Below are 26,263 nucleotides of genomic sequence, written 5' to 3' on the forward strand. Positions count from 1 at the left end.
GTCCGGTCGCGTCAGAGTGCGTCGCGCATCGCCGAGAGCACGCGCTCCTCCTGCGGAAGCGCCGCCCCCGGGTCTCCGTGCGCGAAGATGCGGATCTGTCGCACGGCCTGGTGCAGCAGCATCCCGAGTCCGGAGATCACGGGGGCGTGCCCCCACGATGCGGCGAGAGCGGACGGCCACGGGGCGTACGCGGCGTCGAAGAGAGCGCCTCCGGTCGCGGCGAGCTGTGCGGCGGTCGCGGGCGGAAGCGCCGAGCCGCTGGGGAGCGTCGCGATCGTGAGATCGACGGGCGGATGCGGAGCATCGAAGGGAGCGACGTCGACGCCCACCCCGAGCCGGTCTCCCAGGCCGACGAGAACCGCGGCCCGCTCCGGCCGCCGTGCCGCGACCATCGCTCGGTCGGCCCCGATCTCCGCAGCCGCGACGAGTGCGGAGGCGGCCGTCGCGCCCGCGCCGAGGATGCGCACCCGCTCGACCGTCTCGATCCCGCCCTCGGACAGCGCGTCGACGATCCCGCCGACGTCGGTGTTGAAACCCGCAGGCCGCGGGCCGAGCAGAAGGGTGTTCACGGCGCCGGTCAGCTCCGCATGGCGATCGTGCGTGGACGCGGCGCGGAACGCCGGCTCCTTGAGCGGCATGGTCAGCGAGAGGCCGCGCCAGCTCGCGTCCAGCTCCCCCATCGCCGCCGAGAACCCGTCGGCCGGGACCTGACGGCGCTCGTAGGTCCAATCGAACCCGAGCACCGCGTACGCCGCCGCGTGCAGCTGCGGAGACCGGGAGTGCGCGATCGGATCCCCCCAGACCGCCAGCCGGGACCGCGTCACCGGCTCAGCAGCCGCCATCGGGGTTCGCCCGGCACCATTCGCGCCACTTCTCGATGCCCTGCTCATGTTCGGCGAGGGTCTCCGAGAACTGCGTCTCGCCCGTCGCGAGGTTGATCGTGACGAAGTACAGCCACGGACCGTCCGCCGGTTGCATGGCCGCCTTGATCGCGGCATCGCTGGAGGCGGCGATCGGCGTGACCGGCAGGCCCGTGTGCACGTATGTGTTCCACGGATTGTCGCTCTCGAGCGCCTCCTTGGAGCTGGACACGACCCCTTCGTGCAGCGAGCCGTACCCGTACTGCGCCGTCGAGTCCATCTGCAGCTTCATGTCGATGTCGAGACGGTTCTGGATGACGCGCGACACCTTCGGGAAGTCGTCCAGCCGGCCCTCGCGCTGGATGATCGATGCGATCGTGAGCACCCGCTCCTCATCACCCGCGGGGACCCCTGCTGCCGCGAGGGACTCCCGCGTGCGGTCCACCATCCGCTGGATCACCTGCGGTGCGGTCACGCCCGGGTCGAACTCGTACACCGCGGGGAACAGCCAGCCCTCGAGACTCGGCGCGTCGACGCCGTAGGCCGACGGGTCCTTCACGGCGGCCTCGAAGTCCTCGAGCGGGATCCCGAGGATCTCCGCCATCCCGGGCAGGGACGACACGATCGTGCTGCCCTCGGAGACGGACACGGTGTTGGCCATCTTGTTCTCGGGATTCTCGAGCGCGGCCAGGGCGGCTTCCGCGGTCATCTTCTTCTGCAGCCGGTACACGCCCGGATAGAACGTGACCGCGAGTCCTTCGTTGACGATGTAGTCGTAGACCACGTCCTCGGTCTTCGTGACCCCTGCCTCGTAGAGGGCGGTGGAGACCGGCTGACCCGTGTCGCCCGACTTGATCGTGACCAGGGCCTCTCCGTTCGCCTGGCCCGGTTCCCAATCCTTCGGCTCGCCCCAGCCGAGCGCCTCGCTGACCTTGTCGCCGTACGTGTTCCAGACCCAGACGCCCCCGGCGGCGAGACCGCCGACGATGGCGAGCACGATGATCAGCGCGATCAGGCAGCCCTTGCGGCGCCTCTTCTTCGGGTGCGCGTCGACATGCTCGTCCTGCGGCGCGAAGAGGTCGTCCAGGCCTCCGCCGAGGACCGGTTCCGCTTCCGCGGGAGCCCACTCGACGCGCGGATTGGCCCGGGTCGGGGTCTCGGCGGCGTCCGCCGAGGAACGGACCGGGGTCGGCGACGGCTGTCCTGCCGGTGCGGCATCCGCATCGTCCGCCGACGCACGGACGGGCACGGGCGACGGCGCGCTCGGATCGGCCGCCGGACGCGGCATCGCTCCGCCGTCGCCTGCCGCGGCTTCCCTGGCCGCCCGGCGCGTTCCCGGTGCGGGCGCGCTGGTGTCGGGAGTCGGCACCTGCCCTGAGGGCGCTGGCAGATTCTCGAACAGGTCGCCCAGGCGCGAATCGGGATCGTGCCGGGGTGTGGCGCTGTCGCGGTCAGACATCGTCAGGCGTGCTCCTCGTCGGGCGAGATGGCGGCTCCGGCCGGGTTTCCGGTGCTCTTCTCCATGTCGATCGCCTGCTGCAGAAGCACCACGGCGGCGACCTGATCCACAATGCTACGAGACTTCTTCTGAGATCGCCCGGAACTGCGCAGAGCGGCGTGCGCCGTCACGGTGCTGAGACGCTCGTCGACGAGCCGCACCGGGATGCCGCTGCGCTGCGCCAGAGCCGCAGCGAACTCGCGCGCGTCTGTCGTGGACGGCGTGTCGGCGCCCTGCATGTTCACGGGGAGCCCGACGACGAACTCCAGGGGCTCGTACTCGCCGGCCAGCCGGACGATGCGCTCGATCGACCCCTCGTCTCGCGGCACGGTCTCGACCGGGACGGCGAGCATGCCGTCGGGATCGCAGCGGGCGACGCCCACGCGCGCCCGCCCGACGTCGATGCCGAGCCGCACACCGCGACGGAAGCCGCTCACGCGACGTGCAGCTCCTGCGCGATGGCGTCGAGCGCAGCAGGAAGCGCTGCGACATCCGCACCGCCGCCCTGGGCGAGGTCGTCGCGACCTCCGCCACCGCCGCCGAGCACACCGGCGGCGCGCTTCGCGAGCGCACCGGCCTTGGCGCCGGCCGAGCGCGCGGCGTCGTTGGTGGCGACGACCACGACAGGGCGCCCGTTCACCACAGCGCCGAGTGCCACGACGGCGGCCCCCGTGCCGAGGCGCTCGCGGACGCCGTTCACCAGGTCGCGCACGTCATCCGCGGATGCGACCTCGCCGAGATTCTGCGCGGCGAGACGGAATCCGCCGACGCGGGAGGCGGCCTCGACGATCGCGGGGACCTGACCTGCGCGCTCCTTCGCCTCGAACTGCGCGATCCGCTTCTCCGCGGCCTTCAGGCTGGCGGTGAGATCCGCGATCCGCTCCGGCAGCTGCTCGCGCGGGGTCTTGAGCGCGCTCGTGAGCTGCGACACGATGGTGCGCTCCGCAGCCAGTTCGCGGAACGCGTCCGCGCCGACGAGGGCTTCGATGCGACGGTTCGACGCACCGACCGAGGACTCGCCGACGAGACTGACCAGCCCGATCTCGGCGCTCGTGCTCACGTGCGTTCCGGCGCACAGCTCGCGCGACCAGGGTCCGCCGATGTCGACCATGCGCACCACGTCGCCGTACTTCTCGCCGAAGAGCGCCATCGCGCCCGCTTCCTTCGCCTCGTCGAGCGACACGATCCGCGTGGTCACCTCGAGGGCTTCCTGCACGGCGCGGTTCGTGATCTCCTCGATCTCGCTGCGCGTGTCGGTGGAGAGGGGCTGCGACCAGGAGAAGTCGAACCGCATGTACCCGGCGCGGTTCAGCGAGCCGGCCTGGGTCGCCGTCGGGCCGAGCGTGTCCCGGAGCGCGGCGTGCACGAGGTGCGTGGCCGAGTGCGCCTGGCGCGCGGCGCGGCGGTTGGCGGCGTCCACGACGGTGGTCGCGATGTCGTCCACCGCGACGCTGCCGCGGCTGACCTCGACCGTGTGGCTGATCAGGCCGGGGACCGGCTTCTGGACATCCAGCACCTCGAGCGTGTAGCCGGGGCCGACGATGGTGCCCTTGTCGGCGACCTGTCCGCCGGACTCCGCGTACAGCGTGGTCTCGGCGAGGACGACCTCGGCGATCTGCCCTTCGGTCGCGGTGCGCACGGGCACGCCGTCGACGAGCAGGCCCAGGACGCGGGACTCCACCTCGAGGGCGGTGTAGCCGTCGAACCCGGTCTCGCCGAGAGCGCGCAGATCGCGGTAGACCGACACATCGGCGAGCTGCCGCTTGCGGTTCCTCGCATCGTCCTTGGCGCGCTGGCGCTGCTCCTGCATGAGCGCGTCGAACGCGGTGCGGTCGACGTCGAGACCCGCCTCCTCGGCGACCTCGAGAGTGAGATCGATCGGGAAGCCGTAGGTGTCGTGCAGCAGGAAGGCCTCGGGACCGCTGAGGGTCTTCCCTCCGCCCTTCTTCGTCTCATCCAGGGCCAGGTCGAGGATCGTGGACCCGGCGACGAGGGTGCGTCGGAAGGTCTCCTCCTCGGCGAAGGCGGAGGAGGACAGGACCGACCAGTCCTTCTCGAGCTCCGGGTAGGTCGCCTTCATGGCGTCGCGCGAGGCGGCGAACAGCTCGGGGAAGGTGGGGGCGTCGACTCCGAGGAGGCGCATGGCGCGCACCGTGCGACGCATCAGGCGGCGCAGGATGTAACCGCGACCCTCGTTCGACGGGCGGACGCCGTCGGAGAGGAGCATGAGCGAGGAGCGCACGTGGTCGGCGACCACACGGAAGCGCACGTCGTCCTCGTGCACGGCGCCGTACTTGCGGCCGGAGAGCTCGACGGCGCGGTCGAGGACCGGACGCACCTGGTCGGTCTCGTACATGTTCTCGACGCCCTGCTTCAGGAAGGCGACGCGCTCCAGGCCCATGCCGGTGTCGATGTTCTTCTGCGGAAGCTCGCCGACGATGTCGAACTCGGTCTTGCCGCGGATGTTCTCGATGAAGTCCTGCATGAACACGAGGTTCCAGATCTCGAGGAACCGCGAGTCGTCGACCGCCGGACCGCCGTCCCTGCCGTAGGCCGGGCCGCGATCGAAGAAGATCTCGGAGTCGGGGCCGCCGGGACCGGGCTGGCCGGTGTTCCAGTAGTTGTCCGCGCGGCCGAGGCGCTGGATGCGCTCCGGCTTCAGACCGATGATGTCGCGCCAGATCGACTCGGCCTCGTCGTCGGTCTCGTAGACCGTGACCCAGAGGTCCTTCTCGTCGAAGCCCATGCCGCCGTCGGCCTCGGAACTGGTGAGCAGCTCCCAGGCGTAGCGGATGGCGCCCTCCTTGAAGTAGTCGCCGAACGACCAGTTGCCCAGCATCTGGAAGAACGTGCCGTGGCGCGCGGTCCTGCCGACCTCTTCGATGTCGTTGGTGCGGATGCACTTCTGCAGATCCGCGATGCGGGGATGCGGCGCGGGGACGACTCCCGTGAGGTACGGGATCATCGGGACCATTCCGGCGACCGTGAACAGCAGCGACGGGTCGTCGCTCACCAGGGAGGCCGAGGGGACGATGAGGTGGTCGTTCTTCTCGAAGTAGTCGAGATAACGCTGCGCGATCTCCGCAGTTTTCATAGAGTGCCGGGTGTCCTTGCGTGAAGATGCCGCGCGGCTGCGCTGCGGCGGTGGATCAGTTGTCGCCCGGCTCCGTGAGCCGTGCCTCCTGCTCGCGGTAGGCGTCGCCGAGGATCGCGGTGAACCCGTTGATCCTGGCGTCGACCTCGGCGAGGATGTCGTGACCGCGCGGGTCCTTGTTCATGAAGTGAGCCGCGACGAAGCCGCCGATCACACCGATCAGGAACCACAGCACGTTCTTCATGTCGCCATCCTTGCCCTCGACCCGCGTAGGCGCGGTGTCTCCATCGTATGCGGAAACGACAGGAGGCGTCGGGAATCCCCGACGCCTCCTGCCTGATGCTCGTTCGCTGGATCAGCGAGCCGCGTAGTACTCGACGACGAGCTGCACTTCGCAGGTCACGGGGACCTCGGCGCGCTTCGGACGACGGACCAGACGGGCCTGGAGCTTGTCGAGCTCGACCTCGAGGTAGCCGGGAACGGGGGGAAGCACCTCGGCGTGACCGCCGGCTGCCGCCACCTGGAAGGGCTCGGTGCCCTCGCTCTTGGCCTTGACGTGGATGAGCTGGCCCGGCTTCACGCGGAACGACGGGCGGTCGACGAGCTGGCCGTCGACGAGGATGTGACGGTGCACGACGAGCTGGCGAGCCTGCGCGGTGGTGCGGGCGAAGCCCGAACGCAGCACGAGCGCGTCGAGACGCATCTCGAGCAGCTCGACCAGGTTCTCACCGGTCAGACCGTCGTGACGACGGGCCTCGTTGAACGTGTTGCGCATCTGCTTCTCGCGGATGCCGTACTGCTCGCGCAGACGCTGCTTCTCACGCAGACGAACCGCGTAGTCGCTGTCGGCCTTTCGCTTGGTGCGGCCGTGCTCGCCGGGAGCGTAGGGACGCTTCTCGAGGTAGCGGGCGGCCTTCGGGGTGAGAGCGACGCCGAGGGCGCGGCTGAGACGCACCTTGCGGCGGTCCTGGGACTTCGTGGTCACGAAGTTATCCTTCCGATGACGTGGTCGCGTCTTTCACGACTCACGGACGTATCGTCCGCGTTCTGCCTTGGAGCGCACGCCGGGGCGCCAGCAAGGTGTGGTGTGAACGAGGAGATGCCCGAAAACTCGGTTTCGAGCCGCTCAAGTCTAACAGATCGCGATTCCCGCCCCGGCCGAGGGCTCAGCGGTCGCCGAGGATCCGGCGGATGCGTTCCAGCCGCGCCGCGATGTCGCGCTCGGCGCCGAGGTTCTTGGGTTCGTAGTAGTGCTTGCCGTCGAGCTCGTCCGGCAGGTACTGCTGCGGGACGATGCCGTACTCGCTGTCGTGCGAGTAGCGGTACCCGCGACCGTGTCCGAGCCGCTTCGCGCCCGGGTAGTGCGCGTCGCGCAGATGCGGCGGCACGCGGCCGAAGCCGCCGGCGCGGATGTCGGCGATCGCCGCGTCGATGCCGACGTATGCGGCATTGGACTTTGCCGTCGTCGCGAGGTAGACCGTGGCCTCGGCGAGCGGGATCCGCCCCTCCGGCATCCCGATGAAAGCGACGGCGTCGGCGGCGGCCACCGCGATGCCGAGCGCCTGGGGGTCGGCGAGGCCGACGTCCTCGGATGCGGAGATCACCAGGCGCCGGGCGATGAAGCGCGGATCCTCCCCCGCCTCGATCATGCGGGCGAGGTAGTGCAGTGCAGCGTCCGGATCCGAGCCCCGGATGGACTTGATGAACGCGCTGATGACGTCGTAGTGCTCGTCGCCCTGCCGGTCGTAGCGCAGCAGCGCCTTGTCGACGGCCTGTGCCACATCATCGGCGGACACCTCGGGTATCGCCCCCGGCGCGGCGGCCTCGTCGGTCTCGGCCGCCGCGTGCGACAGGGCGACGGCGGCGCCCGCCTCGAGACCGGTGAGCGCACGTCTGGCGTCTCCCGACGCGAGCCGGATGAGGGCCGACCGTGCCTCGTCGCTGAGCGTGACCGCTCCCCCGAGTCCGCGCGCGTCGACGACGGCCCGGTCCACGAGCACCCCGATGTCGTCGTCGGTGAGCGGCTGGAGGGTCAGCAGCAGCGAGCGCGACAGCAGCGGCGAGATGACCGAGAACGACGGGTTCTCCGTGGTCGCGGCGATCAGGATGACCCACCCGTTCTCGACCCCGGGCAGCAGCGCGTCCTGCTGAGCCTTCGTGAACCGGTGGATCTCGTCGAGGAAGAGGATCGTGGTCTGCCCGTACAGATCGCGCTGGGTGATCGCCTCCTGCATGACCTCCCTGACGTCCTTGACGCCGGCGGTGATCGCGGAGAGCTCGACGAAACGTCGGCCGGAGGACCGGGCGATCGCTTGCGCGAGAGTCGTCTTGCCGGTGCCGGGAGGACCCCACAGGATGATCGAGACGGCACCGGGAGAGCTGGCCTCCGGGTCGGCGAGGGCGACGATCGGCGATCCGGCTCGGAGCAGATGCCGCTGGCCGGCCACCTCGTCGAGAGACACCGGGCGCATGCGCACGGCGAGGGGCGTCTGCCCGGAGAGCAGCGCAGCAGGGGACGTCATCCCTCCAGGCTAACCGCGGGCGCTGACACTTCGGCGGACGACGCGGGCCGGTAGGCTCTCAGGCGACGTCGAGGCGCGACGTCGGACGGGAGATCCAGGGATGGCCGCACGCGGTTCGAGAAACGCACAGGCGCGCACGTCGGCGGAGCGCGCACGACTGCACACTGCTCGCACCCGTTGGCATGAAGGCCAGATCCGCCGTCGCGCGCGCGACAACACGATCGCCGCCGTCGTCGGCGGCCTGATCGTCGTCGCGGCGATCGGCAGCCAGGTCGTCCACGCCCAGGTCACCGCACCGGAACCGACGCCGTCCGTCACGCCGACGAGCACTCCTTCGGATGCTCCGAGCGAGTCGCCGTCCCCGGACACCACGCAGACGCCGTCCGAGTGATGAGAGTCGCGTCGTCTCATCCGCGCGCGGGGAGGACGTAGGACGCGGGGTCGGCGCCGAGCTGGGCGCCCACGAGCTGGCGGAGTGAACCGTAGGCCGAGGCGTCGCCGACGAGGATGCCTCCCAGCAGGGTGTGCGCGTCCTCGGCCAGCACCAGCTTGCGATAGACGCCGGCGACCGGATCGGCGTAGAGCACGTCGACCGCATCCGGCGTCCGTGCGAGCGCATCCCCGAAACTCGCGACATCGACCCCGGCGAGAGTGACGGCCGCGGACTCGTCAGGGGGTGCGAACGACGGCGTCTCGCCGACGAGACGTCCGGCGGCGACGTCGGCCATGGCGTAGGCGGAGGCGAGGCGTCCGGCGCGACGGCCGGCGAAGCTCGCCGCCTCGCCGATCGCCAGCACCGCAGGGTCCGACGTCCGACAGCCCTCGTCGACGACGATCCCCCCGTACGGATGCACCGCGATGTCGGCGTTGCGCGCGAGTTCGTCGCGCGCCCGCATCCCCACCGTGAAGATCACGACATCCACACGCTGGAACGAACCGTCCTGGAACTCGATCGCCGTGACGGCCCCCGACTCGTCCGGGTCGATCCTCGTCACCCTGGTCCCCGTCCGGACCGCGATGCCCCGTGCCTGCAGATGCCGCTTCACGATGGTGCCGGCCGTCCCGTCCAGCTGGGCTTCCATCAGCCGATCGGCGTACTGCACCACCGTCGCGTCGATCCCCATGTCCTGCAGCGCCCCTGCCGCCTCGAGACCGAGCGGGCCGCCCCCGACGACCACGCCGCGCAGGTCGCGCTGCACCTCGCGACCGCGATCCCGGACGAAATCGCGCAATCCCTCGGCGTCGTCGATCGTCCGGTAGGAGAAGCACCCTGGGAGCCCGGCGCCCTCGACCGCGACCCTGGCGGCATACGCCCCGGTGGCCAGCACCAGAGCGTCATAGCGGAGAACCCGCCGCGAGCGGGTGCGAACGGTCTTGGCGCCGCGGTCGATGCGCAGCACCCTGTCGTCGGCGATCACCTCCACCCTCTCGTCGTCGAGCGCCGCGCAGGGCAGGGCCAGGTCCTCCGCGGCGCCGCCCTGGAACAGCTCCCGCAGTCGGGTGCGATCGTACGGGCCGCGATTCTCATCGCCGATGACCGTGATGCGCACGGAGGCGGAGGCGCGGGTGAGGAGCTGAGCCACGAAACGCTGCGCGGCCATTCCCGCTCCGACGACGAGGATCTCGGTCGGGAATGGTTCGATCATCCGGGCTGCTCCTGTCGGCGGCGTTCGTGCCGTACCGGTGACGCTAGAGCGCTCGTGTTTCCCGGAGGTGACGAGCCGTGTTTCGCACGGCGAACGATCGCATCACGGATGGGTAACGATGACGATGCCCACCCGCTGGCACGTCCCGATCGAAGCCCTCACACCGTGCCTTCGGTGAAGTGAGGGAAACGCTCCACATCCGTAACCTGCGGCGCGGTCGCCGGAAACGCCGCTCGTCCATGATCGAGGCAGTCGAGCACCCGTGCTCCCGTCCCCGTGGAGGTCCTGTGTCCTACGTCAAGCCTGCCGAGCTCGCGACCCGCATGGTCGATGCCGGCGCCTACAAACTCCAGCTGTCCACCCGCGACACCCTGATCCGCGCGTTCATGGGTGCCGCTCTCCTCACCATCGCCGCCGCGTTCGCCGTGACGGTGTCCACCCAGACCGGGCAGCCGCTCCTCGGAGCCGTCCTCTTCCCCGTCGGCTTCGTCATGCTCTACCTGCTGGGCTACGACCTGCTGACCGGCGTCTTCACCCTCGGGCCCCTCGCCGTGCTCGACCGACGCCCCGGCGCCACGCTGGGGGCGCTGATGCGCAACTGGGGCCTGGTGTTCCTCGGCAACTTCGGCGGCGCCTTCCTCGTCGCGATCCTGATGGCGATCTACTTCACCTACGGCTTCTCGACCGCGCCGAGCGCGGTGGGCGAGGCCATCAGCGAGATCGGACACGGACGCACGGTCGGATACGCCGATCACGGAGCAGCGGGCATGCTCACCCTCTTCATCCGCGGCGTTCTGTGTAACTGGATGGTCTCCACGGGAGTCGTGCTGGCGATGGTCTCGGACAGCACGATCGGGAAGATCGTCGCGATGTGGCTGCCCATCATGCTCTTCTTCTACATGGGGTTCGAGCACTCCATCGTCAACATGTTCCTGTTCCCGTCCGGACTGCTGATGGGGGCGGACTTCACCGTGTGGGACTACCTGATCTGGAACGAACTGCCCACGGTCGTCGGCAATCTCGTGGGCGGACTGCTCTTCGTCGGTCTGCCGATCTACCTGACGCACGGACGGCCGAAGGCGCGGAAGGGCCGCAGCGCGGGCCGGTTGGGACGACTCGGCCGGGCGCTCACCGTGGACACCGCTCTGACCTCCGACGAGAGGCGGCGCACCGAGGAGAGCACTCCCCTGCCGGAGCCGACGCACGTCTGACCGCGAGCAGCGTCGTGGGGTGGAGGCTACGGCCTCCACCCCACGGGCGTTCCGGGGACCGCGTCGTCACGCGGAGCGGAACCGTTCGACGACGACGTCCGCGACGCGCGCATCCGCCCCGAGGGGCGCGGTGACGATATCGGCTCCTGCGCGCTCCACCAACCCGGCGAAATAACCGGGAGCCAGCACGTGACTCACGGCGATGACCCTCGTCGCTCCGGCCGCACGCGCGGCGTGCACGGCATCGGCGATGCGGGGCTCGGCGGCGGAGGCGTAGCCGATCGTCACCGGGACCGGGATCAGCCTCCGAAGATGCGCCGCCGCGGTCTCGACGTCCGTCACCGCTGCCGGGTTGCTGGAGCCCGCGGCAGCGAAGACGACGTGATCTCCGGGAAGCCAGTCGCCAGGCACGACGGCGCGGAGCCGTGCCTCGTGCACCTCAGCGATCAGCGGATGAGTGCCCAGCGGTTGTCCCTGGCGCGCGTCGGGGTACGGGCGCACCGCACGAGCGATGTCGACAGCGGTGTGGAACCCGACGGACAGCAGGAGCGGAACGACGACCACCGCGGCGGTCGACTGCTCGCGGTCCACGATCTCCGCCACCGTCGGCTCCTGCACATCGACGAACGCCTGCACCACCCGCGTGTCCGGGATCCTGTCGCGCACGAGATCCACCAGCTCCTCGACGGTACGACGCCCCACGGGCGAGTCGGTGCCGTGCGAGCAGGCGACGAGAACGGTCATGCGGGTTCCTCCACGGCGAGTCGGTAGCCGCGCTTGACGATGGTCTGGATCACGCCGGTTCCGCCCAGCGCCTCCCGCAGTCGCGCGATCGCCATCTCCACCGCGTGCGCGCTCTCGCCGCCCCGCGGCAGCGCGAGGCCCAGCTGCTCCCGCGAGCGCACGCCGCCCGCCGCGTCGAAGAGTTCGCCGAGGATGCTCGCTCCCGCCCGGGACAGCGGCACGAAGGCGCCGTCGAGGAGGACTCCGCCGCTGCGCATCTCCATCGTGCCGTCGGGAGTGCGCAACCGAGGAGCCGAGCCGGATGCGTAGTGATCGACGACGCAGCGCACCAGTGATCCGAGGCGTCCGCGGGAGGCGAGTGTCACGCGCAATCCGGCTTCGTCGAGCGGGGTCGCGGTGATGGGCCCGACGGCCGCGAGCAGCAGGCGTCCCGAGGCCGCGCGGCGCCGGATCGCCTCGATGACGCCGGCGCGGACGGCCGTCCTGACCCACTCGGCGGCGCCGGGGGCCGACGTGAACAGCACCGCGTCCGCTTCGCCGGCACCGGCCTGGACGACGGAGCGATGCAGGAGCTGCGGGTCGGGCGGCGGTCCCCAGCGGTACACGGTGATGCTGACCACGTCCGCTCCGCGGGAGGACAGCAGGGTGTCGAGGCCGTCCGCACCGGCGCCGTGATGCTGGATCGCGATGCGCCGGCCGGCCACCCCGTCCGCCGTGAGGTACTCCCCCACCTCGGCGGATGTCTCCGACTCGGCCACCCAGTCGGCGGTGAACCCCGCCTGCTGGATAGCGCCATGCGCCTTCGGTCCGCGGGCGACGAACTGCGCGCGGCTGAGTGCGACCGTGAGCTGTTCGGCCAGGCCGTTCTCGTGCGCCGCGTCGATCCAGCCGCGGAATCCCACGCCGGTCGTCACGACGACGATGTCCGGAGGGCTCGCGATGAGCTCGCGCGTGCGTGCGATGAGGACGTCGTCGTCCTCGTTCGGGATGATGCTCAGGGCCGGAGCCCGGTATGCCTGTCCTCCTCGACGCTCGAGCGCCGAGACGAGGTCGCCGGAGCGCCGGTCCGCGGCGACGACGATGGTGCAGCCGGCCAGGACCGGGGTGAGCGCGGTGCCGGTCGTCACGCCGAGTCCGCTCCGACCGTCTCGACCGCGGGGAGCAACAGCCTCGCGCTCGCGACCTCCCCCACCACGATGACCGCGGGATTGCGCAGACCGATCCTCCGCGCGTCCGCGACGGCGTCCCCGAGGGTGGTGTGCGTGGTGCGCTGCCGGTCCGTGTGTCCGCTCTCGACGAAGGCCACGGGGCGGTCCGCCGGCACCCCGGCGTCGAGCGCTGTCGCGGCCAGGCGCTCGATCGCCGCGACGCCCATCAGCACGATCGTCGTGACGGTCGGATCGAGCATCGCCGCGCGCGTGGCCGCGCCGATGTCACCGTGCCCGTTCACGACGTGGAAGGCCGCCGCCGTCCCCCGATGCGTGACCGGGATGCCGGCCGACTGGGGAACGGCGATGGCGCTGGATATCCCGGGGGTGACGTCGACCGGGATCCCGGCGGAGAGACACGCCTGCATCTCCTCGCCACCGCGCCCGAACACGAACGGATCGCCGCCCTTGAGTCGGACCACACGGCTGCCCGCGGCGGCGCGGGCGACGATGATGCGGTTGATCTCGTCCTGGGGAACTGCATGCCGCCCGGGGAGTTTGCCCACGTCGATCACCTCCACGTCGGCATCCAGCCCGCGCACGACCTCCTCGGCCGGCCCGAGCCGATCGATCACGAGGACGTCGGCCTCCGCGATCAGACGTCGTGCGCGGACCGTCATCAGATCGACGGGGCCGGGACCGCCGCCGACGAGGTCGACGCGGCCGATGCGCCCGGGGCGGCGCCGTCGGAGCGGCAGCGAGCCCGCGGCGACGAGCTCGACGATCGCATCGCGCACCGCCACCGACCGCCGCGGGTCGGCGCCGACGGTGCTCGTCACCGCGACCGTGACATCCCCGATCTCCGCCTGCGCGGTGAGCCTGGTCGACCCGTGCGCACCGTCCGAGGCGTTGATGCACAGGATACGACGGCGCGCGCAGCGCTCCGCGATCCTCCGGTCGAGGCGAGCCTCGCCCGTCGCGACGTGCACCAGCCACGCGCCGGACAGATCTGCTCCGCGGAAGCGACGCGCAGCCCAGGCGACCCGTCCCTGCGCCACGAGGGCGGCGATGTCCCCGTGCACCTCGGGAGCGACCACCCGCACCCGAGCGCCCTCGCCGAGGAAGCGCCGGAGCCGCTTCGCCGCGACCGCACCGCCGCCCACCAGCAGAACATCTCGTCCTTCGAGGTCGACCCCGAGCATCACGGTCATCGGATCTCCTCCGCGTCCAACTCCACATTCCCGTCCACCACGGTCACGGTCCATACCCGGAGCGCAGCCGCGTCCCTGCCCTGCGTGTCGATGCAGACACCGGTGCGCAGATCGAACACCTGCTTGTGCATGGGCGAGGCCAGTGTCGGCACGTCGCCTCGGCTCCCCACGATGCCCCGTGACATCACGTGGGCGCCGCTGTACGGGTCGAGGTTGGAGACGGCACGCACCGAGCCGTCGGCGAGCAGGAACAGCGCGATCTGGACGGTCCCGAACAGCGCGGCCCTGCCGCGTTCCACCTCGAGGTCGCTCAGAGCGCACACCCGCACCCGTGCCGCCGTCTCGAGAGTCATCGGCGCACCTCCAGCGTGGTGCCGGCGATGCGGACGGCGCCGTCGGCGCGCTCCTCCGCCGTGGCCGGCCGCACCTGCCCGCGTTCGGCCACGTAGGCCAACGACGGGTCCGGGGTGTCGGTCGCGTTGACGAACGACTCGAACCGTCGGAGCTTGGCGGGGTCGCGGAGCGTCGCCGCCCACTCGTCCTCGTAGCGGTCGACGTGCCGACTCATGGCGGCGTCCAGATCGTCGCAGACCCCGAGACTGTCCTCGAAGATCACGGCCCGGAGCCCGTCGAGTCCGCCGTCGAGCTCCGCGCACCAGCCTGCGGTGCGCTGCAGCCGGTCGGCGGTCCGGATGTAGTACATGAAGAAGCGGTCGATCGCACGGATCAGCCCGTCGTCGTCCAGCCCCGAGGCGAGCAGCTCGGCGTGCCGCGGTGAGAATCCCCCGTTGCCGCCGACGTACATGTTCCAGCCGGTCTCGGTGGCGATGACGCCCACGTCCTTCGAGCGCGCCTCCGCACACTCCCGTGCGCACCCCGACACCCCGACCTTGAGCTTGTGCGGGGAGCGGAGGCCTCGGTACCGCAGTTCGAGGCGCACGGCCATCCCGACCGCGTCCAGGACCCCGTAGCGGCACCACGTCGACCCGACGCACGACTTCACGGTGCGCAGCGCCTTGCCGTAGGCCTGCCCCGATTCGAAGCCGGCGTCGACGAGTTCCCGCCAGATCTGCGGGAGCTGTTCGAGCCGGGCGCCGAACATGTCGATCCGCTGGCCGCCTGTGATCTTCGTGTAGAGCCCGTAGGACTCCGCGATGCTGCCGATCGCGATGAGTCCGGCAGGGGTGACCTCCCCGCCCGGCATGCGCGGCACGACCGAGTAGGTGCCGTCCTTCTGCATGTTGGCCATCACATGGTCGTTGGTGTCCTGCAGCGCCGCGTTCTCGCCGTCGAGGACGTGGTCGCCGACGAGCACAGCCAGGATGCTGGCGAGAGCGGGCTTGCAGACATCGCAGCCCCGCCCGGTGCCGAAGCGGGCGATGATCGCGCTGAACGTCGACAGTTCGGATACGCGAACGGCATCGAACAGCTGACGGCGTGACATCGCGAAGTGCTCGCACAGGGCGTCCGACGTCGCCTGGCCCAGCTTCGTGAGCTCCTGCCCCACGATCTTCTTGACGGTGAACAGGCAGGAGCCGCAGGTGGCACCGGCCTTGGTGCACGCCTTGACGGACGCGGCGTCCGCGCATCCGTCGCTGTGGACCGCGTCCCGGATGCGCCCGGCCGTCACATTCGAGCACGAGCACACGACGGCATCCGCGGGCAGCTCGTCATCCGGGAGGGCGACGCCGCCCTCGGGCATCAGGTAGGCCGCAGGGTCACCTCCGAGGGGGGCGCCCACGAGGGGGCGGAGCGATCCGTACGCTGACGCATCGCCGACCAGGATCCCTCCGAGCAGGGTCTTGGCGTCGTCGGAGAGGACGAGCTTCTTGTAGACGCCGTTGACCGGATCGGTGTAGACGACGTCGAGCGCGTTCGGCGTCACTGCCATGGCGTCGCCGAAGCTCGCGACGTCGACGCCGGAGAGTTTGAGCTTCGTCGAGTCGTCGAACCCGGGGAAGGTCGCGTCACCGCCGAGCAGCCGCGTCGCAGCGACCTCGGCCATCGCGTAGCCGGGCGCCACGAGCCCGACCGCGCGCCCCTCGAAATTCGCCACCTCCCCGATCGCCAGGATGTGCTCGTCCGCCGTGCGGCAGCGGGAGTCGATCAGCACTCCCCCGGACGGATGCACCGCGAGCTGCGCGTGCCGGGCGAGGGTGTCCTGCGGCCGCACGCCGACAGTGAAGACGACGATGTCGGTGGCGTGCATGCTGCCGTCCTGGAACTGGAGCGCCGCCACCGCTCCGGACGCATCCGGATCGAGGCGCGTCGTCCGAGCGTTCGTGCGCACGTCGATCCCCTTCGTCTCGATGAGACGGCGCAGGATCGTCCCACCGGCCAGGTCGAGCTGCGCGGACATCAGGCGGTCGGACGACTGGACGACGGTGCACGCGACGTCGAGCCCCTGCAGGGCCCCCGCCGCCTCCAGGCCGAGGAGGCCGCCGCCGATGACGGTCCCGCGCAGCGGACGGCCGAGGCGCTCCGCGCGTCGCGCGACGAACTCCTTGATCGCTGCGACATCGTCGAGCGTGCGGTAGACGAAGCAGCCGGGGAGTTCCGCGCCGTCGGCGGCCGGGCGCATCGCGTACGAGCCCGTCGCGAGGACGAGCGTCCCATAGGAGTGCACGACCCCGGACGCCGTGCGCACCGTCCGGCGCGACCGATCGATGCCGACCACACGGTCGTCGCCGAGGAAGCGCACCCGTTCGTCCGCGAGGATCCCGGTGTCGAGCGCGAGGTCCTCGTCGGTCGCGCCCGAGAACGACGAAGTCAGGGCGACCCGGTCGTACGGCGCGCGCGCCTCGTCCCCGATCACGGTCACGGTCGGGCTCGCCGCATCGCTGCGGAGCAGGCTCTCGACGAATCGATGCGCGACCATCCCCGCGCCCACCACGACGACATCCGACGATGTGCTCTCCCGAACGACCACGCGCCCTCCTCTGTCCGTGGACTCGACGCTAGAGATGCGGTGTTTCGCGGAAAGTCCGGCAGGTGTTACGCCGATCGAACGTTCTGCTCACAACTGCATAACGGTCTTGTGAGGTGCGCGTCGGAGACGGTCCGGCGCCGTCCCGCGACGCGTACTAGGCTGAGCCTCGTCCTTTCCGCCTCCCGCGGCCCGACCGCGCAAGGAGAATCACGTGTCTGCCAACGAGCCTTCGAAGCCGACTCCGCCCGTCCCCGCACCCCCCGCCGTGCCGATGCCGCGAAAGGCGCCCACGCCGGCGTCCGTCGCCCCGGCCGCGCCGGTGCCCTCGTCGTCGTCGACGTCCGCCGAATGGGGCCGCGTCTCCGAAGACGGCACCGTCGAGGTCAGGGAAGGTGAAGCCTGGCGTGTCGTCGGGCAGTATCCCGACGGGACCCCGGACGAGGCACTCGCCTACTTCGTCCGCAAGTTCGACGACATCGCGTTCAAGGTCACCGCGCTGGAGCAGCGCCACCAGGCCGGTGGAGCGTCCGCGAGCGACCTCGCCAAGCAGGCCGCCCACCTGATCGATGAGGCGACCGACGCCGCGGCCGTGGGCGACCTCGCCGGACTGCGCGACCGTCTGACCGCTCTCACCTCCTCGCTGTCGGAGGCCACCGAGCAGGAGGCCCAGCAGGCCAAGGAACTCCTCGACCGGGCGATCGCCGAGCGCACCGCCCTCGTCGAGCGGGCCGAGGCCATCGCCGCCCGGGACCTCAGCAAGGTGCAGTGGAAGCAGGTCACCGCCGAGATGGGCGAGCTGTTCGACACCTGGCAGGCGCAGCAGCAGACCGGACCTCGCCTCTCCAAGGGCGTCTCCCAGCAGCTCTGGAAGCGTTTCCGCGATGCACGCGCCGTGGTCGACAAGCAGCGCCGCGCCTTCTACTCGGAACTCGACGACGCCCACAAAGCGGCCCGCGACGCCAAGACGCGCCTCGTGGAGCGCGCCGAGGCTCTCGCCCCGCGTGGTACGGACGGCATCCCCGCCTACCGCAACCTGCTCGACGAATGGAAGGCATCCGGCCGGGCCGGCCGCAAGGCCGACGACGCGCTCTGGGCGCGGTTCAAGGCGGCAGGCGATGCGCTCTACGCCGCGCGCGCAGAGCAGGCCGCAGCCGAGGAGGCGGACTCCGCTCCGAAGATCGAGGCACGCGAAGCTCTCCTCGAGGAGGCCAAGGCGGTCGCCGACGAACCCAACATCAAGCGTGCCCGCGCTCTGCTGACGCGCATCCAGCGCCAGTGGGACGAGATCGGTCGCATCTTCCCCCGGGAGAAGGAGCGCGCGCTCGACGACCGGCTCCGCGCGATCGAGCAGGCGCTCAAGGGTCGTGAGGACGTCGACTGGAAGAAGAACAACCCCGAGACGAAGGCTCGTGCGAACGACATGAGCTCGCAGCTGCTCGAGGCCATCGAGAAGCTCGAAGCGGAGCTCGCGGCAGCTGAGAAGGCCGGCGACAAGAAGGCGGCCAAGGCCGCGGCGGACGCCCTCGAGGCGCGTCGTGCCTGGCTGAGCGCTCTCGGCGGCTGATCGGTTCTCCACAGCTCGTCCGCGACCGCGGAGGACGCGGGGTGGACTGCGCCAGACTGGCGTGGTGCACCCCGCGTTCCTGTATCTCCCCGGCGAGCGACTGAGCCTGCCCGAATTGAGTGCGGCCCGTCTCGACGGTCATGTCTTCGACCTGGGAGACGCGTACGTGCCCGCGGATCTCGTGGAGACCGCCGCACTCCGCGCCAGCACGATCGCGCGCCTGATCCCGGTCGGCGCCGCCGCGGCGGGGCCGTCGGCGGCCTGGGTCCACGGAGCGGGAGACGCGCCGCCGATCGTTCACCATGTGCGCCGCTGCGTCGAGCGTCGCATCCGTGTGTCGAGAACCGCTCGGGTCGTCTTCCACGACACGAGGGTGCCCGCCTCCGCGGTGACGCCTCTCGGCGGCGTCCTCGTGACCACGCCGACGCGGACCATGCTCGACCTCGCGACGGCACTGCACCGCGACCCGCGTGTGCTGTGGTGGATGGACCGCCTCGCCCTCGCGTGCCCCGGCACGCCCGACGGGGCGGCGGAAACTCTGCGCGCGATGCGTCGCGTACCGGGGAGCCGCGCGGGCTTGGCTGCGCTGGAGCGACTCGCCCTCAGGACGAGGTGACGCGGTACACGTCGTACACCGCGTCGATGCGTCGCACAGCGTTCAGCACGCGGTCCAGGTGCACGGCATCGCCCATCTCGAAGACGAAGCGGCTCAGCGCGAGGCGCTCGTCCGTCGTGGTGACCGTCGCCGAGAGGATGTTCACATGGTGCTCGCTCAGCACCCTGGTGACGTCGGACAGCAGTCCGGAGCGGTCGAGGGCCTCGACCTGGATCTGCACCCGGAAAACGCTCTTCTTCGTCGGTGCCCACGACACCTCGACGAAGCGGTCCTCCTCCGCGCTCAACGCCTTGACGTTGACGCAGTCCGAGCGGTGCACGGAGACCCCGCTGCCGCGCGTCACGAACCCGACGATGGGGTCACCCGGCACGGGCGTGCAGCACTTCGCGAGCTTGACGAGGATGTCATTGGCGCCACGGACGAGGACGCCGGAGTCGCCCGAACGGGGCTCGCGCGTCTGCACGCTCCCCGGCAGGTCGATGGGGCCGGTGGTCGGATCGTCGGCCGCCACGAGAGCGGTCACCTTCTCCAGCACGGACTGCGTGGAGACGTGCCCCTCGCCGACGGCGGCGTAGAGAGCCGACACATCCTCGTAGTGCATCCCGCGCGCGACTTCGGCGAACGAGTCCTGGCTCATCAGACGCTGCAGCGGAAGGTTCTGTCGGCGCATCGCGCGGGCGATCGCCTCCTTGCCCTGCTCGATCGCTTCCTCGCGACGCTCCTTGGTGAACCAGCCGCGGATCTTGTTGCGGGCGCGCGTGCTCGCGACGAAGCCGAGCCAATCCTGGCTCGGACCGGCGTCGGGGTTCTTCGACGTGAACACCTCGACGACGTCGCCGCTCTTCAGCTCCGACTCCAGGGGAACCAGGCGACCGTTCACCTTCGCGCCCATCGTGCGGTGACCGATCTCGGTGTGCACGGCGTACGCGAAGTCCACGGGAGTCGCGCCGGCGGGAAGCCCGATCACCCTGCCCTTGGGCGTGAAGACGTAGACCTCCTTCGCACCGATCTCGAACCGGAGCGAATCGAGGAACTCCCCCGGGTCGGCGGTCTCAGCCTGCCAGTCGGAGATGTGCGCGAGCCACGCCATGTCCGTGTCGGACGCGCGCACCTCGGTCTTGCCGCCGCCGTTCATCCGCTCCTTGTACATCCAGTGCGCGGCCACACCGTACTCGGCCTGCTGATGCATCTCGTGCGTGCGGATCTGGATCTCGACCGTCCGACCCGAGGGGCCGATCACGGTCGTGTGCAGCGACTGGTAGAGGTTGAACTTCGGGGTGGCGATGTAGTCCTTGAACCGGCCGGGCAACGGCGTCCAGCGCGCGTGGATGGCACCGAGCACGGCGTAGCAGTCGCGGACCGACCCGACGATCACACGGATCCCGATCAGGTCGTAGATGTCGTCGAACTCACGCCCTCGGATGACCATCTTCTGATACACCGAGTAGAGCTGCTTGGGGCGACCGACGACCTTGCCGCGGATGCGGAGATCGCGCAGGTCCTCGTCGATCTCCTCGACGACCTGGTTCAGGTACTTCTCGCGCTGCGGGGTGCGCTGCGCGATGAGGCTGTGGATCTCGTTGTAGATCTTGGGGTGCAGCACCGCGAACGACAGGTCCTCCAGCTCGGACTTGATCGCCTGGATACCGAGCCGGTTGGCCAAGGGCGCGTAGATCTCCAGCGTCTCCTTGGCCTTCTTCGAGGCCTTCTCGGGCGGGACGAAACCCCAGGTGCGGGCGTTGTGCAGGCGGTCGGCCAGCTTGATGAGCAGCACGCGGATGTCCTTCGACATCGCCACGATCATCTTGCGGACCGTCTCCGCCTGCGCGCTCTCGCCGTACTTGACCTTGTCGAGCTTCGTGACGCCATCGACGAGCATCGCGACCTCGTCGCCGAACTCGGCGGTCAGGTCGGTCAGCGCATAGCCGGTGTCCTCGACGGTGTCGTGCAGCAGCGCGGCGGCGATGGCCCGTGGTCCGAGTCCGAGTTCCGCCAGGATCTGGGCGACCGCGAGCGGGTGCGTGATGTACGGCTCGCCGCTCTGGCGCTTCTGGCCCTCGTGCTTCTCCTTCGCGACCGCGTAGGCGCGCGAGATCACCGAGAAATCGCCCTTGGGGTGGTTCGCACGCACGGTGCGGATCAGGTTGTCCAGATCGTTGATCCTGGACGCGCGGGAGAAGATGCGGGGAACCAGCCGTCGCAGACTCGAACCCTGCGTCGATGTCTGCGGTTCCGCCATCAACCCAACCTCCCGATCAGTTCATCCTACGCGTCCTGAGCGGGACGAGCTCCCGCTCAGGAGCTCGATCAGGCCTCGACCGAGGCCCGGCTGCGAGCCTCGCGGATGCGGGCGTCGCGTGCCTTGAGCTGCGGTTCGTTCTCGCGGAAGAGCGAGTACAACGGCGCCGCCACGAAGAGCGTCGAATACGTCGCCACGAGGATGCCGACGAAGATCGACAGCGAGATGTCGGTGAGCGACTCCGCACCCAGCCAGAAGGCGCCGATGAAGAGCACCGCGCCGACCGGGAGGGCAGCGACGACCGAGGTGTTGATCGATCGCACGAGGGTCTGGTTGACAGCGAGGTTCACCGATTCGCCGAACAGCCGCGCGGACTTCTCCCCGTCCTCCGTCGTGTTCTCCCGGATCTTGTCGAACACCACCGTCGTGTCGTACAGCGAGTACGCGAGGATCGTCAGGAAGCCGATCACCGCCGCCGGAGAGATCTCGAAGCCGGCCAGCGCGTACACGCCCACCGTGATGACGAGCACGTCGAGCAGGCCGATGATGGCCGCAGCCGACATCTTCCAGGTGCGGAAGTAGATGGCGAGGATCAGGAAGGTCAGCGCCAGGAAGATCGCGAGTCCCCAGAGGGACTGCTTGGTGACGTTCTCGCCCCAGGCCGGGCCGATGAACGACGAGGTGACGGCCGACGCCTCGACGCCGTACGCGTCGGCGAGGGCCTCGGCGACCTGCTGGGTCTCCTCGGCGCTCATCTGGTCGGTCTGGACGCGGATGTCCCGGTCGTTCACGACGACGACCTTGGTGGCCGCCCCAGGGACGACGGACTGCACGGCGGTCGTCGCGGTGTCCTGCTCGACGGTGTCGGGAGCCTGCACCGTGAACTGCGAACCGCCCGTGAACTCGATGGAGAACTGGACGGGACGGAAGAGCGGGACCAGGGCCGAGCCGACGACCAGGACGATCGCGATGATGAACCACAGGCGGCGCTTGCCGACGAACGGGAAGGAGGTCTTCCCCGAGTACAGGTTGTTGCCGAACTCATTCATGGAAGGCATCAGGCGTCTCCCTCACTTCCGGCGTTGTTCTGTCTCTCGCCCGCGAGGGCTTCCGCCCGCTTGCGTTCGGCGATGGTCTGTCTGCGGTCCGCCTCGCCACGGGAGCGCGCGTTCCGCGCTCCGCGACCGGCGGAGGTGGTGGCCACCTCGCGGTACTGCGACCGGCTGCGGTACACCGCGCCCAGCGCCTCCGGATCCAGACCCGAGAGCTTGTGCCCGCCGCCGAAGAAGCGGGTCCTGGCGAGCAGCTGCATCACCGGGTGCGTGAAGATCACGAAGATGAACACGTCGATGAGGGTGGTGAGTCCGAGGGTGAAGGCGAAGCCCTTCACGGTCGCGTCCGCGAGGATGTAGAGCACGACGGCCGCGAGGATGTTGATCGACTTGGAGATGTAGATCGTCCGCTTCGCGCGGCCCCAGCCGTCCTCCACCGCGGCGGTGATGGACTTGCCGTCGCGCAGCTCGTCTCGTATTCGCTCGAAGTACACGATGAACGAGTCGGCGGTGAATCCGATCGAGACGATCAGACCGGCGACGCCCGCGAGCGACAGACGGAACCCGATGCGCCAGGCCAGGATGCAGATGATGATGTAGGTCAGGATCGCCATCACCGCGATGGAGGCGATGATCACCGAACCGAGCGCGCGGTAGACGATCAGGGAGTAGATCGCCACGAGCGCGAGACCGATGAGCCCCGCGATCAGGCCGATCTGCAGCTGCTGCGTTCCCAGGGTCGCGGAGATCGTGTCGGAGCTCTGCACCGTGAAGCTGAGCGGCAGGGCGCCGAACTTCAGCTGGTCGGCGAGCGTGGTCGCGGTCTCCTGCGTGAAGCTGCCCGAGATGCTGGGACGGCCGTCGAGGATCTGCCCGTTCATGCGGGGCGCACTGATCACGTCGCCGTCGAGCACGAACGCGAACTGGTCGCGGGGCGAGAGCCCGTCGATGCGGTTCTGGTTCAGACGCGTGCTCACCTTGCCGAAGGCGTCGGCGCCCTCGCCGTTCATGGTCAGCTGCACGATCCAGGCGCCCGACTTCGGGTCGCGACCCGCGGTCGCGTCCGTGATGGCCGTGCCGTCGAGCTCGGCCGGGCCGAGGATGAACTTCTGCGTGTCGTCCGGCGAGCACGCGATGACCGGCTGATCCTTCGGCGCACGCGCGGGGTCGTTGTCCGGGTTCGCGCAGTCGTAGGCCTGGAACTCCGCAGCCAGCTTCTCGGTCACCCACGACAGGTCGCTCGCGTCCGTCGGCGTCGCCGTCGGCGTCGCGTTCAGCGAGGGGTCGGGGGTCGGGAACGGCGTCGAGTTGCCGTCCTCCCCGACGAACTCGGTGCTCGCCGCGTCGGTGAACAGCACCGGACGGAACTCCAGCTGCGCGCTGGACTGGATCCGCTCCCGGGTCTGCGCGTCCGCCTCGCCGGGGATCTGGACGACGATGTTCTGTCCGCCCTCGGTCGTGATGTCCGCCTCGGCGACACCGGACGCGTCGACGCGCTGACGGATGATGGCCGCCGCCTGGTCCAGCTGCTCCTGAGAGGGCGCTGCCCCGTCCTCCGTCTCCGCGCTGAGGACGATCTGGGTGCCGCCCTGGAGATCGAGCGCGAGCTCCGGTGTCCAGGAGCTCGCGGCCTCGCCGTTGCTGTCCTTGAAGACGTACACGCCCAGCGAGTTGATTCCGAAGAGCACGCCCGTCACGAGGAGCAGGCCGAGGAGGACCCGCCAGGCGTGGCGGACGGGAGAGGATGAAGCCACGTGTGTTCAGCTTTCTGGGAGGACGGAGATCCGAGAGGCCGCGGCGGCCGCGGGGTTACTTGTCGTCGGCGTCGCGCTCGAGGCGGGCGCGGGTCTCCTCCGGAGTCTCGACGGCCGGAGCGATCGCGTCATCCGCAACGGGCTCTTCGGTCTCGACGACCGGTGCGTCGACGACGGCGTCCTTGGGCTCGACGACGCGCAGGATGGCCTGGCTGTGGACGTCGATGATGGTGCCGGGGGCGATCTCCACCAGGGCCGGGGTGTCGAGGTCCTCGGGGTCGTACGAGACGATCGTTCCGTAGATGCCGCCCTGCAGGAGCACCTTGGCGCCGGGGACGGTCTTGGTCGCCTTCTCCTCCTGCTCGGCCTTCATCTGCTTCGTGCGCTTGCGCGTGTTGAAGATCATGAAGACGAGCAGGACGGCGAGAAGTCCGAAGAGGAGGAATTCCATGGGCATGGGGTAGCGCCTTTCTCAGGTGCACGCTCCAGCCTTTGGGCGCGCGAAGGTATCCGGGAAGTCTTCAGTGATTATAGGTCATCCAACTTAAGCATCCCGTCCGGATGCGCGACGCCGAGGTGCGTGTAGGCCTCGGGCATCGCCACGCGCCCGCGCGGCGTCCGGCCGAGGAAGCCGATGCGCACGAGATACGGCTCCACCACGCTCTCGACCGTCTCCGCTTCCTCGCCCACGGCGACGGCGAGCGTGCTGAGTCCGACCGGTCCTCCGCGGAAGCGGCGGACGAGCGCGTCGAGGACGGCCCTGTCCAGCCGGTCGAGTCCGATCGGGTCGACGTCGTACAGCTCGAGAGCTGCCCGCACGTCGCGGATGGTCGCCGCACCGCCGCCGTGCACCAGGGCGTAGTCGCGCACACGACGCAGGAGCCGGTTGGCGATCCGGGGGGTGCCCCTGGATCGCCGGGCGATCTCCGAGAGCGAGTCGGTCGGCAGGTCGACGCCCAGCACCGCGGCCGAGCGCGCGATCACCTGCTCCAACTCGGACTCCTCGTAGAACTCGAGGTGACCGGTGAATCCGAACCGGTCGCGGAGCGGGTTGGGCAGCAGGCCGGAGCGCGTCGTGGCACCCACGAGCGTGAAGGGCGAGAGCTCGAGCGGGATGCTCGTCGCCCCGGCGCCCTTGCCGACCATGATGTCGATCCGGTAGTCCTCCATCGCGAGGTACAGCATCTCCTCCGCGGAGCGGGCCATGCGGTGGATCTCGTCGATGAAGAGGACCTCGCCGGGCACCAGGCTCGACAGCAGGGCGGCGAGGTCGCCGGCGTGCTGGATCGCCGGGCCGCTGGACAGCCGGAGCGGCCGATCGCTCTCATGCGCGACGATCATCGCGAGAGTGGTCTTGCCGAGACCCGGAGGGCCCGCGAGGAGGATGTGGTCTGCGGGGCGTCCCTGGAGGCGTGCGGCTTCGAGCAGCAGCTGCAGCTGCCCGCGGACCTTCTGCTGACCGACGAACTCGCCGAGGCTCGTCGGGCGGAGCGCTCCCTCGATCGCGAGTTCGGTCTCGTCGGAGGGCTCGGAGGCATCGAGCGGATCAGACACGCGCCTGGCCTCCCTGCGCCGGGCCGAGCAGGGCGAGGGTGCGGCGCAGGAGCAGGGCCACCGACGCGCCTTCCGCCTCTGTCGCGTCCGCGGCGGTCTGCGCGGCCGCATCGGCGGCGACCTTCTCGGACCAGCCGAGACCCACGAGGGCTGCGGCGACCTGGGACACGACATCTCCTGCCCCGGCGGCCGCCGGCTTCGACGGAGCCGCCAGTGCCTGGACCTTGCCGGCGAGCTGGACGACGATCAGCTTCGCCGTCTTGGGCCCGATGCCGGACACCCGGCGGAAGGGCGCATCGTCTTCGGAGGTGACCGCTTCCGCGATCTGGTCGGCGGTCAGGTGCGAGAGCACGCCCAGGGCCGACTTGGGGCCGACGCCGGTGACGCTGATCAGCAGACCGAAGATCTCCAGCTCAGCGCGGTCCGCGAACCCGAAGAGCGACAGGGCGTCCTCCCGCACGATCAGGCTCGTGTGCAGGAGCATCCTCTCCCCCACGGTGGCCGTGTGCGCGACGTCGGCGGGGACGGCCACCGAGAACCCGACACCGCCCACATCGATGACGACCTGGTCCGAGGTCGTGTGCAGGACGACACCGTGCAGAGAAGAGATCATTCGACCAG

At 69.9% G+C, this 26,263-nt stretch carries 23 protein-coding genes; 4 read left to right on the top strand and 19 right to left on the bottom strand.

Annotated features, from left to right (window positions below; all coding sequences use genetic code 11):
* Positions 1 to 11 precede the first annotated feature (11 nt).
* From F6A08_RS11600 to F6A08_RS11630, 7 genes are all read right to left on the bottom strand, one after another.
* Positions 12 to 842, bottom strand: a complete 831-nt coding sequence (locus F6A08_RS11600) for a shikimate dehydrogenase (protein WP_151459508.1) — start codon at positions 840 to 842, stop codon at positions 12 to 14.
* A complete protein-coding gene (mltG, locus tag F6A08_RS11605) occupies positions 829 to 2,319 on the bottom strand; it encodes an endolytic transglycosylase MltG (protein ID WP_151459509.1) in 1,491 nt (496 codons plus the stop codon). The genes F6A08_RS11600 and mltG overlap by 14 nt, the downstream gene beginning before the upstream one ends.
* A 2-nt stretch (positions 2,320 to 2,321) precedes the next feature.
* The gene (gene ruvX, locus F6A08_RS11610) at positions 2,322 to 2,795 is read right to left on the bottom strand and encodes a Holliday junction resolvase RuvX (RefSeq protein ID WP_151459510.1); all 474 of its coding nucleotides are present in this window, start codon (positions 2,793 to 2,795) and stop codon (positions 2,322 to 2,324) included.
* Positions 2,792 to 5,452 carry an alanine--tRNA ligase gene (gene alaS / locus F6A08_RS11615; protein ID WP_151459511.1) on the bottom strand — a complete coding sequence of 887 codons (2,661 nt, stop codon included), beginning with the start codon at positions 5,450 to 5,452 and terminating at the stop codon, positions 2,792 to 2,794. Before alaS ends, ruvX begins: the two co-directional genes overlap by 4 nt.
* A gap of 55 nt (positions 5,453 to 5,507) precedes the next feature.
* The gene (locus tag F6A08_RS11620) at positions 5,508 to 5,696 is read right to left on the bottom strand and encodes a hypothetical protein (protein ID WP_017202147.1); all 189 of its coding nucleotides are present in this window, start codon (positions 5,694 to 5,696) and stop codon (positions 5,508 to 5,510) included.
* A gap of 111 nt (positions 5,697 to 5,807) precedes the next feature.
* Positions 5,808 to 6,437 carry a 30S ribosomal protein S4 gene (gene rpsD, locus F6A08_RS11625; RefSeq protein WP_017202148.1) on the bottom strand — a complete coding sequence of 210 codons (630 nt, stop codon included), beginning with the start codon at positions 6,435 to 6,437 and terminating at the stop codon, positions 5,808 to 5,810.
* Between the two features lie 181 nt (positions 6,438 to 6,618).
* A complete protein-coding gene (locus tag F6A08_RS11630) occupies positions 6,619 to 7,974 on the bottom strand; it encodes a replication-associated recombination protein A (protein WP_151459512.1) in 1,356 nt (451 codons plus the stop codon).
* Between the two features lie 100 nt (positions 7,975 to 8,074).
* On the opposite strand from F6A08_RS11630, the gene F6A08_RS11635 reads away from it, so the two are divergent.
* On the top strand, positions 8,075 to 8,365 hold the full coding sequence (locus F6A08_RS11635; protein WP_151459513.1) for a hypothetical protein: 291 nt from the start codon (positions 8,075 to 8,077) through the stop codon (positions 8,363 to 8,365).
* Between the two features lie 16 nt (positions 8,366 to 8,381).
* Here F6A08_RS11635 and F6A08_RS11640 read toward each other — a convergent pair whose 3' ends face one another.
* Positions 8,382 to 9,620, bottom strand: a complete 1,239-nt coding sequence (locus F6A08_RS11640; RefSeq protein ID WP_151459514.1) for an NAD(P)/FAD-dependent oxidoreductase — start codon at positions 9,618 to 9,620, stop codon at positions 8,382 to 8,384.
* Between the two features lie 287 nt (positions 9,621 to 9,907).
* On the opposite strand from F6A08_RS11640, the gene F6A08_RS11645 reads away from it, so the two are divergent.
* Complete coding sequence (locus F6A08_RS11645) at positions 9,908 to 10,831, top strand: formate/nitrite transporter family protein (RefSeq protein ID WP_151459515.1); 924 nt, start codon at positions 9,908 to 9,910, stop codon at positions 10,829 to 10,831.
* Positions 10,832 to 10,897: 66 nt separating this feature from the next.
* Here F6A08_RS11645 and F6A08_RS11650 read toward each other — a convergent pair whose 3' ends face one another.
* The 5 genes from F6A08_RS11650 to nirB are packed head-to-tail and all read right to left on the bottom strand — an operon-like array spanning position 10,898 to position 16,863.
* Positions 10,898 to 11,575, bottom strand: coding sequence for a sirohydrochlorin chelatase (locus F6A08_RS11650; protein ID WP_151459516.1), 678 nt, complete (start codon positions 11,573 to 11,575; stop codon positions 10,898 to 10,900).
* Positions 11,572 to 12,702, bottom strand: coding sequence for a uroporphyrinogen-III synthase (locus F6A08_RS11655; protein WP_124895567.1), 1,131 nt, complete (start codon positions 12,700 to 12,702; stop codon positions 11,572 to 11,574). Before F6A08_RS11655 ends, F6A08_RS11650 begins: the two co-directional genes overlap by 4 nt.
* Positions 12,699 to 13,934: a uroporphyrinogen-III C-methyltransferase gene (cobA, locus tag F6A08_RS11660; protein ID WP_151459517.1), complete on the bottom strand. Its 1,236-nt coding sequence runs from the start codon at positions 13,932 to 13,934 to the stop codon at positions 12,699 to 12,701. Before cobA ends, F6A08_RS11655 begins: the two co-directional genes overlap by 4 nt.
* Positions 13,931 to 14,287, bottom strand: coding sequence for a nitrite reductase small subunit NirD (nirD, locus tag F6A08_RS11665; RefSeq protein WP_151459518.1), 357 nt, complete (start codon positions 14,285 to 14,287; stop codon positions 13,931 to 13,933). Before nirD ends, cobA begins: the two co-directional genes overlap by 4 nt.
* Positions 14,284 to 16,863 (bottom strand): nitrite reductase large subunit NirB, encoded by a 2,580-nt coding sequence (nirB, locus tag F6A08_RS11670; protein ID WP_151459519.1) that lies wholly within the window; start codon positions 16,861 to 16,863, stop codon positions 14,284 to 14,286. Before nirB ends, nirD begins: the two co-directional genes overlap by 4 nt.
* A gap of 211 nt (positions 16,864 to 17,074) precedes the next feature.
* On the opposite strand from nirB, the gene F6A08_RS11675 reads away from it, so the two are divergent.
* Both F6A08_RS11675 and F6A08_RS11680 read left to right on the top strand, forming a co-directional pair.
* Positions 17,075 to 18,427: a DUF349 domain-containing protein gene (locus F6A08_RS11675; RefSeq protein WP_192576756.1), complete on the top strand. Its 1,353-nt coding sequence runs from the start codon at positions 17,075 to 17,077 to the stop codon at positions 18,425 to 18,427.
* 64 nt (positions 18,428 to 18,491) lie between these two features.
* Positions 18,492 to 19,043: a type IV toxin-antitoxin system AbiEi family antitoxin gene (locus F6A08_RS11680; RefSeq protein ID WP_164479553.1), complete on the top strand. Its 552-nt coding sequence runs from the start codon at positions 18,492 to 18,494 to the stop codon at positions 19,041 to 19,043.
* On the opposite strand, the gene F6A08_RS11685 is transcribed toward F6A08_RS11680, so the two are convergent.
* From F6A08_RS11685 to ruvA, 6 genes are all read right to left on the bottom strand, one after another.
* Positions 19,030 to 21,282, bottom strand: coding sequence for a RelA/SpoT family protein (locus F6A08_RS11685; protein WP_017202159.1), 2,253 nt, complete (start codon positions 21,280 to 21,282; stop codon positions 19,030 to 19,032). The genes F6A08_RS11680 and F6A08_RS11685 overlap by 14 nt on opposite strands.
* Before the next feature lie 68 nt (positions 21,283 to 21,350).
* Positions 21,351 to 22,340: a protein translocase subunit SecF gene (gene secF, locus F6A08_RS11690; protein ID WP_026049721.1), complete on the bottom strand. Its 990-nt coding sequence runs from the start codon at positions 22,338 to 22,340 to the stop codon at positions 21,351 to 21,353.
* Positions 22,340 to 24,088 carry a protein translocase subunit SecD gene (secD, locus tag F6A08_RS11695; RefSeq protein WP_124895573.1) on the bottom strand — a complete coding sequence of 583 codons (1,749 nt, stop codon included), beginning with the start codon at positions 24,086 to 24,088 and terminating at the stop codon, positions 22,340 to 22,342. The genes secF and secD overlap by 1 nt, the downstream gene beginning before the upstream one ends.
* A gap of 55 nt (positions 24,089 to 24,143) precedes the next feature.
* Positions 24,144 to 24,545, bottom strand: coding sequence for a preprotein translocase subunit YajC (locus F6A08_RS11700; RefSeq protein ID WP_420846039.1), 402 nt, complete (start codon positions 24,543 to 24,545; stop codon positions 24,144 to 24,146).
* Positions 24,546 to 24,616: 71 nt separating this feature from the next.
* Complete coding sequence (gene ruvB / locus F6A08_RS11705; RefSeq protein WP_017202163.1) at positions 24,617 to 25,642, bottom strand: Holliday junction branch migration DNA helicase RuvB; 1,026 nt, start codon at positions 25,640 to 25,642, stop codon at positions 24,617 to 24,619.
* Positions 25,635 to 26,255: a Holliday junction branch migration protein RuvA gene (gene ruvA / locus F6A08_RS11710; protein WP_017202164.1), complete on the bottom strand. Its 621-nt coding sequence runs from the start codon at positions 26,253 to 26,255 to the stop codon at positions 25,635 to 25,637. Before ruvA ends, ruvB begins: the two co-directional genes overlap by 8 nt.
* Between the last annotated feature and the right edge of the window lie 8 nt (positions 26,256 to 26,263).

The sequence above is a fragment of the Microbacterium algeriense genome, assembly GCF_008868005.1.
Classification (GTDB): Bacteria; Actinomycetota; Actinomycetes; order Actinomycetales; family Microbacteriaceae; genus Microbacterium; species Microbacterium algeriense.

Excerpts from the sequence above, each read along its gene's own strand:
- nirD (WP_151459518.1), bottom strand. The coding sequence starts at position 14,287 with ATGACTCTCGAGACGGCGGCACGGGTGCGGGTGTGCGCTCTGAGCGAC.
- F6A08_RS11600 (WP_151459508.1), bottom strand. The coding sequence starts at position 842 with ATGGCGGCTGCTGAGCCGGTGACGCGGTCCCGGCTGGCGGTCTGGGGG.
- secF (WP_026049721.1), bottom strand. The coding sequence starts at position 22,340 with ATGCCTTCCATGAATGAGTTCGGCAACAACCTGTACTCGGGGAAGACC.
- alaS (WP_151459511.1), bottom strand. The coding sequence starts at position 5,452 with ATGAAAACTGCGGAGATCGCGCAGCGTTATCTCGACTACTTCGAGAAG.
- F6A08_RS11630 (WP_151459512.1), bottom strand. The coding sequence starts at position 7,974 with ATGACGTCCCCTGCTGCGCTGCTCTCCGGGCAGACGCCCCTCGCCGTG.
- F6A08_RS11640 (WP_151459514.1), bottom strand. The coding sequence starts at position 9,620 with ATGATCGAACCATTCCCGACCGAGATCCTCGTCGTCGGAGCGGGAATG.
- F6A08_RS11700 (WP_420846039.1), bottom strand. The coding sequence starts at position 24,545 with ATGCCCATGGAATTCCTCCTCTTCGGACTTCTCGCCGTCCTGCTCGTC.
- F6A08_RS11650 (WP_151459516.1), bottom strand. The coding sequence starts at position 11,575 with ATGACCGTTCTCGTCGCCTGCTCGCACGGCACCGACTCGCCCGTGGGG.
- F6A08_RS11635 (WP_151459513.1), top strand. The coding sequence starts at position 8,075 with ATGGCCGCACGCGGTTCGAGAAACGCACAGGCGCGCACGTCGGCGGAG.
- mltG (WP_151459509.1), bottom strand. The coding sequence starts at position 2,319 with ATGTCTGACCGCGACAGCGCCACACCCCGGCACGATCCCGATTCGCGC.
- F6A08_RS11685 (WP_017202159.1), bottom strand. The coding sequence starts at position 21,282 with ATGGCGGAACCGCAGACATCGACGCAGGGTTCGAGTCTGCGACGGCTG.
- cobA (WP_151459517.1), bottom strand. The coding sequence starts at position 13,934 with ATGACCGTGATGCTCGGGGTCGACCTCGAAGGACGAGATGTTCTGCTG.
- F6A08_RS11620 (WP_017202147.1), bottom strand. The coding sequence starts at position 5,696 with ATGAAGAACGTGCTGTGGTTCCTGATCGGTGTGATCGGCGGCTTCGTC.
- ruvA (WP_017202164.1), bottom strand. The coding sequence starts at position 26,255 with ATGATCTCTTCTCTGCACGGTGTCGTCCTGCACACGACCTCGGACCAG.